This is a genomic window from uncultured Eubacterium sp., from assembly GCF_945980375.1.
Taxonomy (GTDB): domain Bacteria; phylum Bacillota; class Clostridia; order Oscillospirales; family Acutalibacteraceae; genus Eubacterium_R.
In genome coordinates, this window is sequence record NZ_CAMFQO010000040.1 from 1 (window position 1) to 8,931 (window position 8,931).

Annotated in this window: 7 protein-coding genes; 2 read left to right on the forward strand and 5 right to left on the reverse strand. The window is 39.3% G+C overall.

Going from position 1 to position 8,931, the window contains the following annotated elements; genetic code table 11:
- Positions 1–16 precede the first annotated feature (16 nt).
- Positions 17–1,147: an alpha/beta hydrolase gene (locus tag Q0P34_RS08010; protein WP_294955244.1), complete on the forward strand. Its 1,131-nt coding sequence runs from the start codon at positions 17–19 to the stop codon at positions 1,145–1,147.
- 58 nt (positions 1,148–1,205) lie between these two features.
- Here Q0P34_RS08010 and Q0P34_RS08015 read toward each other — a convergent pair whose 3' ends face one another.
- From Q0P34_RS08015 to Q0P34_RS08035, 5 genes are all read right to left on the reverse strand, one after another.
- Positions 1,206–1,814: a DUF1643 domain-containing protein gene (locus Q0P34_RS08015; RefSeq protein WP_294955246.1), complete on the reverse strand. Its 609-nt coding sequence runs from the start codon at positions 1,812–1,814 to the stop codon at positions 1,206–1,208.
- A gap of 147 nt (positions 1,815–1,961) precedes the next feature.
- On the reverse strand, positions 1,962–3,449 hold the full coding sequence (locus Q0P34_RS08020) for a DUF6056 family protein (RefSeq protein ID WP_294955248.1): 1,488 nt from the start codon (positions 3,447–3,449) through the stop codon (positions 1,962–1,964).
- On the reverse strand, positions 3,446–4,402 hold the full coding sequence (locus tag Q0P34_RS08025; protein ID WP_294955250.1) for a glycosyltransferase family 2 protein: 957 nt from the start codon (positions 4,400–4,402) through the stop codon (positions 3,446–3,448). Before Q0P34_RS08025 ends, Q0P34_RS08020 begins: the two co-directional genes overlap by 4 nt.
- 214 nt (positions 4,403–4,616) lie before the next feature.
- Positions 4,617–6,023 (reverse strand): amidophosphoribosyltransferase, encoded by a 1,407-nt coding sequence (locus tag Q0P34_RS08030; RefSeq protein WP_294955252.1) that lies wholly within the window; start codon positions 6,021–6,023, stop codon positions 4,617–4,619.
- 97 nt (positions 6,024–6,120) lie between these two features.
- The gene (locus Q0P34_RS08035; RefSeq protein ID WP_366783879.1) at positions 6,121–6,678 is read right to left on the reverse strand and encodes a biotin transporter BioY; all 558 of its coding nucleotides are present in this window, start codon (positions 6,676–6,678) and stop codon (positions 6,121–6,123) included.
- Between the two features lie 285 nt (positions 6,679–6,963).
- Here Q0P34_RS08035 and htpG point away from each other — a divergent pair, with 285 nt between their 5' ends.
- On the forward strand, positions 6,964–8,847 hold the full coding sequence (htpG, locus tag Q0P34_RS08040) for a molecular chaperone HtpG (protein ID WP_294955254.1): 1,884 nt from the start codon (positions 6,964–6,966) through the stop codon (positions 8,845–8,847).
- Positions 8,848–8,931 lie beyond the last annotated feature (84 nt).

An 8,931-nucleotide genomic window follows, 5' to 3' on the forward strand; every position in this document is an offset into this window, starting at 1 on the left:
ATTCGGAGGATGAAATATGGCCGAGCAGGTAAATGTAAAGGAAAAGAAAGCACACAAGGGGCTAAAGATATTTTGTGTAATATTCTTAATAATAGCATTGATTATAGGTATAGGTATGGGAATAATTAATTATTTGATTCAGCCGATTGATGACGCAGACGAAAAAGCAATATACATCGGCGGTATGCTGTCGTCGCAAACAATAGACTACAAGGACGAGGCTTCAAAGGGACTTGAAAACGACCTTGTGGTAAAAATTATGCAGTTATTTTGGAAATCATGCGATGCGTCTGACAAGAAGAAGCACGCAGAGCAAACACCTGCGGATAATGTTGTTAAGGTTAAGGATATACCTTATCTTGACAGTGGTAACAAATATCATCAGCTTGATGTTTTTTATCCGCAGGGCGAAATACCCGCAGAGGGCTTGCCTGTAATTATTGACATTCACGGCGGCGGTTGGATGTACGCAACAAAGGATTTGAACGAATACTACTGTATGGAGCTTGCAAGCAAGGGATACTGTGTGTTCAGCATCAGCTACCGACTTGTGCCCGATGTTACGGTTAACGAGCAGATAAGCGACTGCACAAATGCGCTTGCGTGGATCAGCAAAAATATGAAAAGCTATCCTACAAACAAAAAGACCGTTATGCTTACCGGCGACAGCGCAGGCGGACAGCTTGCTCTGTACTGTACTATACTCAACAACAACCCTGACGCAAGACAGATTTTTAACACTGTAGACACCAACCTAAACATCAAGTGCCTGCTTCTTACCTCACCTGTTACATATATGAAGTCCGGCGGACTGTTCAGCGTATACACCAAAAAAATGTGGGGCAAGGATTATCAAAGCAAGAATACATACGGCTATATGGATTTGAACGAGATTATGGAGCTTGCTAACAATATGCCGCCCACATACTTTATTACAAGCTCGGGTGACGTGCTGGCGCACGACCAAACCGTAAACGCATACAACTACTTTAATGAAAAAGGCTTTGAATGTGAAATTCAGGATTTCGGCGAGGTTGACGGCAAAAAGCTGCCGCACGTATTCAGTGTGCTTGACCCGTTTGACGAATCGGGACAGAAGGCTATTAACGATGCTTTGAATTATTATCAAAAGGCTTTGCTGAAATAACTACACATTAAAAACACCGTAAGCATTGATGTAAGGCTTACGGTGTTTATTGTTTTGTTTACAAGCTTTCTATGTATTCTTTAATATTGTAATCCTCAAACGGCGTTGTTTTGCAAAGATACAGAGGATGATGCGGATGACCGTTTTTGAGCAGCTTGCCTGCGTGCACCCATTTTGCATTGTACCTTTCGCCTATTTCAATCATTTCCTTTACGCAGGATTTGAGATAATCACGTTCATTTACTATGCTTCCCCACGCCGCCCATATGGTTGCATTTTGCGACAAAGACAGCATATATTCAAAAGCCTTCATATTCTCATTATGTAAAAATGCGTTCACCTGCGCATCCATATCCTTTGGTCTGGTTGCTCTTTGGGCATAAACATTAAACATAATAAAGCTGTCATAACCGTTAAATGCCGAAAGCCTATCGACAGATTTCAAGGTGTTATCAAGGTTTTCAGGCTCTGCGGTAGAAGGATTAATGCCTATACAAATAACAGGATTGCTTCCCCTTGTTCCAAGCAGATAACGGTAATCACGGTACTCGCCGGGAACGTATATCCATTTATTCGAATCAAAGCCCTCTGCCGACAGCGATTCGTTATAATCTTCTTCAAATGTTTTAATCTCGATAAAATGAGAATCATCAGTTGGAATATGCATTTTTCTCACCCTTTTCTCAATTATAATATACTACCTACGGTAGCAAAATACAATAACAATATTGTAAGCAAACTGTCGACACTCAAAAAACAAACAACAGATGTGTCAAAAAGCTGTGAAACCCAAGTTGAGTCTCACAGCTTTTAATTAATTATTTCTTTCAACGACTTTTATTTTTACATTTTCGTCAATACCGTTAAACGCCTTAAATCTGTCTTTCCACTCGTCGTTTTGTAATTGACTGCACCAAACATAATCCTCGTATGGCAACTTTTTAACTTTTATTACCGTTTTGGTTTGTGAATCAGTTTGCGCTTTTTCAATTCTGTGTACATTTGCAACATAAATTGAAGAATAAACATATAACAAATATAACAAACCGACCAACGAAACAATCATAGCGGTTTTGGAATATTTTGCCACGCTCTGTTTTACAACATCATCGACGTTTGAAAAAAGTTCAACAACAAGAGTAATCATCATAACATATGATGCAAAAAAGCACCTACTGCCTATCGGAGTTACAACAAATAAAGGAGCAATCATACATCCGATGCTGAAATACATAAACAAAATTTTTGCTTTTTTATCACCGGTTAAAGGCAACACAACTAAAAATACAAACATTGCCAAAATGTACACAGCAGTGGCAAAGCCCTGTAAAAGCTTATATCTTTCATCGGGATATAATCTTCCTACACCAAACATTAACGAAAATCCGGCATACATAACAATAACCGTAAGGCTTAGTTCACCGATAATCCTTGTCTTTAACGAAAGCTTATTTTTTAGGCTATGCCAAAGGATAACACATACCGCTGCAATAAACGCATTCAGCACAAAATTTTTAAAAAAGCCCTCCGGTGAAATTGTATCAAGATACGCAGAAAATGCTCTTTTTACAGTTGAAACAATGCCGTTATCTCCTATTGTTCTATAGCCGTCATTACCGCTTACAACACTGTGATATACCGAATTAGAAAACATTAAAACCGTTCCGCCGACTGTTCCTGCCAAATAAGAAACAAATGAAGCGTATACCCTTTTAAATTTTACTATTGCGTAAACTAAAACAAATATTGCAAGAACAACAGAATATAAGGTTATATGTTCAACAATCAACGAAGAAACGAAGCCGAGCACAAACATCGGCAGTATATGCCAAAGCGGATATTTCGGCGCTTCTTTTTCATAAATACCGCAAGAATAATAAACATACAACAATATAAAGAATATTGAGGTTGAATAATTGGCGAAACCACTTGTCCATACTATTGATTGTTTTAGCAAACCTACCGGCATAAAAACAAGAAGCAGGGTTATAATCCATACCGCTCCCCTTTGCTTTTTGGTAATGTTATTAATTAAAGCAATAATTCCGGTTACAGTACCCGACATTGCAACTGTTTTTAAAATATTTGAACGCGTTAAAGCCAACACAATCAAATTACCGACATATCTGCCGCTGTAATTATCAAACCATGTTTTAAGTCGTTCAATTCCCAATGCACTTCCCCATGCCCAGTCATCGCCCGTATAAGGAAACAGACTGCACAATACCAGCAATGAAACAAAAATCACAAAATAAGCAAACGGCAACGGATTCGTTTTAATTTTATTAACCATATTTTTCATTGTTGTTTCTCCTCATTGCGAAGCAAGTCCTCGCTCAAATGTTCCTTCAAAATATAAATAGGTCTGCCTTTAACTTGGTCATACACCTTTGACATATACTCGCCCAAAATTCCAAAGCTCATAAGCTGTAAACCGCCAAGGAACAAAACAAGCACAACAATAGACGCATAACCCGGAACATCAACACCGTAAGCAAGTCGCTTGATAATTACCAAAATGAGATAAATCACCGACACAAATGCCGAGAAAAAGCCGACATATGCCGACAATTTAAGCGGAAATGATGAAAACGAAATTATACCCTCGATAGCATATTTTAAAAGTTTAAAGAAATTCCATTTTGATTTTCCGCTTTTTCGCTCCTGCACTTCGTACGGAATAAATTTTGTATTAAAACCTACAAAGCTGAAAATACCCTTTGAAAATCTGTGATATTCGCCCATACTGATAACGGCATCAATCATTTTTCTGTTCATCAATCTAAAATCCGATGCACCATTTACAAAATCAACCTCTGACATCTTATTAATAATCTTATAAAATGACGATTTAAGGGCTGACATAAATTTGTTTTCCTTACGCTCTGCCTGATAAGCAGTTACGCAATCAACGGTATTGTCCTCTTTGATGACATTCATCATCTCAACAACAACTTCAGGTCTTTGTTGCAAATCGGCATCAATAATACAGGCGTAATCGCCTCTTGCATTTTTCAATCCTGCATAAATGGCAGCCTCTTTGCCGAAATTTCTGCTGAATGAAAGCACCTGAATATGACACTTATCTCCGTCATAAAGCTTTTTTAACTTATCAAGGGTTTTGTCCGAACTGCCGTCGTCAACAAAAACAATCTCAAAATCCTTGATTTTTGAATCAAACGCATATACTGTTTGATTATAAAAATCCTCAACATTATCCTCCTCGTTATAACAAGGAACAACCAACGATAACAAAATTTCACCGCCTTAATAATTCGTTTACATTAATTAATTATATGGACATTAGCTATATTTGTCAATATGGGAATTGCCCATATAATTAATTAAATCGGTGATATAATTTGAAAATTGAGCGTATAAGAGATTTAAAAGAAGACCGTGACTTAAAGCAAAATGAAAAAATCAACATATAAAAAACAGCTCCCTTAAAACAGGAGCTGTACATTATTTACTCACGACCGTCCCAGCAGTAGGTGCAAAGCTTGTCCTTATCTATTCCCACGGACTCAATCATATCGTCAAGCCTATGGTAACGCAATGATGTAAAGTGGAGCTGCTTACAAATTACGTCAATCATTTTTTGATACTTTTCGCTGTCGGGATCTACGTATTCCTTAATCATCTCGTCATCAGGCTCTCTGCCCTCAAGCTCGGTAATCACCCTTCTGGTAATGAGGTCCATATCGGAGGTTGAACGAGAGAAATTAAGATATTTGCATCCGTAGAAAAGCGGCGGGCAGGCAGGTCTGATGTGTACCTCTCTTGCTCCCGATTCAAACAGATACTCGGTAGTTTCCCTCAGCTGTGTACCGCGAACTATCGAGTCGTCAATAAGCAAAAGGCTCTTATCCTTAATCAAATCCGGGATAGGAATAAGCTTCATCTTTGCAATAAGGTTACGCTTGGTTTGAGTGGTCGGCATAAACGAACGAGGCCATGTAGGTGTATACTTAATGAACGGACGGGAATAAGGTATACCCGTTTCGTTGGAATAGCCGATTGCATGCGCGATACCGCTGTCGGGCACACCGGCAATAACATCAGGCTTAACATTATCTCTTCTTGCCAAAGCCTTACCGCAATTATAACGCATTTTCTCTACACTTATGCCCTCATACGAAGCTGACGGGTAGCCGTAATAAATCCAAAGAAAAGTGCAAATACGCATTTTGTCGCCCGGAGTTATAAGGGTTTTTACTCCGTTTTCGTCCATAAATATCACTTCACCGGGGCCGAGCTCTTTATAATTCTTATATCCCAAATTCAGATATGCAAAGCTTTCAAACGACGCACAGTATCCGTTTTCCTTTTCTCCTATTGAAATCGGAGTTCTGCCCAGCAAATCCCTTGCGGCATATATACCCTTCGGAGTAAGTGCGAGGATAGAGATAGAGCCGTCAACAGCCTTTTGTGCGTATCTGATACCGTCAATAAAATTTTCCTTTTGGTTAATAAGAGCCGCAACCAATTCGGTTTGATTAATATCACCGTTATGCATCTCAAAAAAGTGAGTATTATTCTTAATTATTTCATCAACGAGCACATCAATATTATTAATTTTTCCAACGGTAGCAACCGCAAATGTACCGTGATGTGAGCGAACTAAAATAGGCTGTGCCTCAAAATCGCTGATGCAACCAATGCCCATCTGTCCGTGCATATCGTTTGACTCCTTGGTGAACTTTGTTCTGAAAGGAGCATTTTCAATATTGTGGATTGCCTTATCAAAGCCTGTGTCTTTATCGTAAACTGCCATACCTGCACGGCGTGTACCCAAATGTGAATGATAATCTACACCGAAAAACAGGTCAAACACACAGTCTTCCCTTGATACTGCACCAAAAAAACCGCCCATAATTTACCTTGCAGATTAAGTATCTGCTTACCTCTCTATAATTTGTTGTCATATATTATAACAAATCACAGTGGCAAAGACAACAGTATATTTTGCATTATTTAATAAATTTTTTCAGTCTGTTTGTCAGCACGGCGGCAACCGCGATTTTTACTGCGTCGGGAATCAAAAACGGAATAACACACCAGCCTAATATTGTCATAAGTGAAGCAGGCTCATTTGTTTTTGCATAAACAACAGCAAACCACGCGGTACCGAATGCATAGCATACAAGCACACCCAAGACCATAGACAGAATTATTGCCCAAAGCTTGTTTGTTTTGTCAGAAACAAGACCTACTATCAATGCGGTAAATATAAATCCGATTATATATCCTCCGGTAGAGCCAAGCAAAACACCGAAGCCGCTCTTAAATCCGGAAAATACCGGAACACCTATCGCACCGATAAGGATATAGAGCAAGGTTGCAAGTGTACCTCTTTTTGCTCCGAAAAGACCTGCTACCAAAGCAACGCCCATTGTTTGCAATGTAATAGGAACAGTAAGCGGAATCTGTATCCAAGCGCACACTGCAATGATCGCCGCCGACATACCGATATAAACTATATCGGAAATTTTTGAATTGCTTTTCTTTTTTTCTTCTGTTTGTGCCACAAATATCACCAAACCTTTTTAGTTTTTTCGACATACAACAAGCCGAATTGATTATATTTTATCACACAATTTTGTATTGTCAACCGTTATTTCGAAAAAGGTTAACAATTTGTGCAAACTCAAAATTTAATATTAAAAATATGCAAGGATTGGATATACAAAAAAACAAATATGAGTTTTTGAAAACCGAAACAAAGGGTATTGACATTTGGAAAAATAAGGCTATAATTAGAATTAGCACTCGACGGTGCAGAGTGCTAATTACAAACAAAGGGATATGGTATTATGAGAAAAAAGCAATTTAAGGCAGAATCAAAAAAATTGCTGGATATGATGATTAATTCAATTTACACCCACAAGGAAATATTCCTTCGTGAGCTTATATCAAATGCCAGCGACGCAATTGATAAGCTGTATTTCAAATCACTTACAGACAACAGCGTTAAGCTTAACCGCGATGATTTTAAGATTATGATTGAGGTTGACAAAGACAACCGTATCATTACTATTTCGGATAACGGTATAGGAATGACCGGCGAAGAGCTTGAAAACAATCTCGGCACAATCGCAAAAAGTGATTCGCTTAACTTTAAGAACGAAAATGCAGACAACGAGAAGGCGCAGGACGTTTCCGTTATCGGTCAGTTCGGTGTTGGATTCTACTCATCATTTATGGTTGCAGACAGGGTTGAGGTTGTGTCAAAGGCATTCGGTGACGAGCAGGCACACAAATGGACCTCAACAGGCGTTGACGGCTACACCATTGAAGAATGTGACAAGAAGGATGCCGGCACGGTAATCACACTGCACATCAAGGAGGATACAGAAAACGATCATTTCAGCGACTATCTTGAGCAATACAAGATTGACGAATTGGTTAAAAGGTACAGCGACTACATTCGTTATCCTATCCAAATGGAAATGAGCCATCAGGTTCCCGACAAGGATAAGGAGGGCGAATACATCACAGAGGTCAGCATCGAAACACTCAACTCAATGGTTCCCCTTTGGAGAAAATCGAAAGGCGAAATCAAGCCTGAGGAGTACAACGAATTTTACAAGGAAAAGTTTATGGATTACAGCGACCCACAGCTTGTTATCCACAGCAAAACCGAGGGACAGGCAACCTTTGATTCGCTGCTGTTCATTCCCGAAAATCCTCCGTACGACTTTTATTCAAAGGAATATGAAAAAGGGCTTCAGCTGTATTCAAACGGTGTTCTTATTATGGACAAGTGTGCAGACCTGCTGCCCGATTATTTCAGCTTTGTAAAAGGTCTTGTTGACAGCGCCGATTTGAGCCTGAACATCAGCAGAGAAATGCTCCAGCACGACCATCAGCTCAGGATAATTGCAAAGGCTATCGACAAAAAAATTAAAAACGAGCTAAAAAAGCTTCTTAATAACGACAGAGAAAAATACAACAAATTCTTTGACACCTTTGGCACACAGCTCAAATACGGCGTATATGCAAACTACGGTATGGAAAAGGACAGCCTAAAGGATCTTATTGAATTCAAGAGTTCTATGGTTGACGGCTACACAACCCTAAAGGAATATGTTGACAGAATGCCTGAGGCGCAGGACAGCATTTACTACGCCTGCGGCGACAGCATAAGCAAAATTGAATTTTTGCCACAGCTTGAGGCGGTTAAGGAAAAGGGCTACGAGGTTCTGTACTTTACAGACGAGATTGACGAATTTGCCATTCAAATGCTTATGGAATACGACGGCAAGCACTTTGCAAACATCTGCAAAGACGAGGTTAATCTTTCAACAGACGAGGAAAAGAAGGAAATTGAGGAGAAAAACGAAAACTCAAAGGACCTTCTGGAAAAGATTAAAGGCATTCTCGGCGACAAGGTATCCTCTGTTAAGTTTTCAAACAAGTTAGGAAGCCACCCTGTTTCCATTTCGGCAGAGGGATATGTGTCGCTTGAAATGGAAAAGGTGCTCAGTCAAATGCCGGGTGCAAATCAAGGTGTTAAGGCACAGCTTGTATTGGAAATCAATTCTAACCATCCTGTTGCGCAAAAGCTTGAAGCTGCAGACGACGACACCCTTAAAAAATATGTAATGCTCCTGTATTCATCTGCAAGGCTTGTTGCAGGCTTGGATATAGAAAATCCAACAGAATTCAGTGATATGCTCGCAGATATGATTCAGTAAACATTAAAAAATCGGTCAGAAAAATCTGACCGATTTTTATTTTTCGCTTTATTTAGGACAATGGTATTTAGCCTAACAGTATCC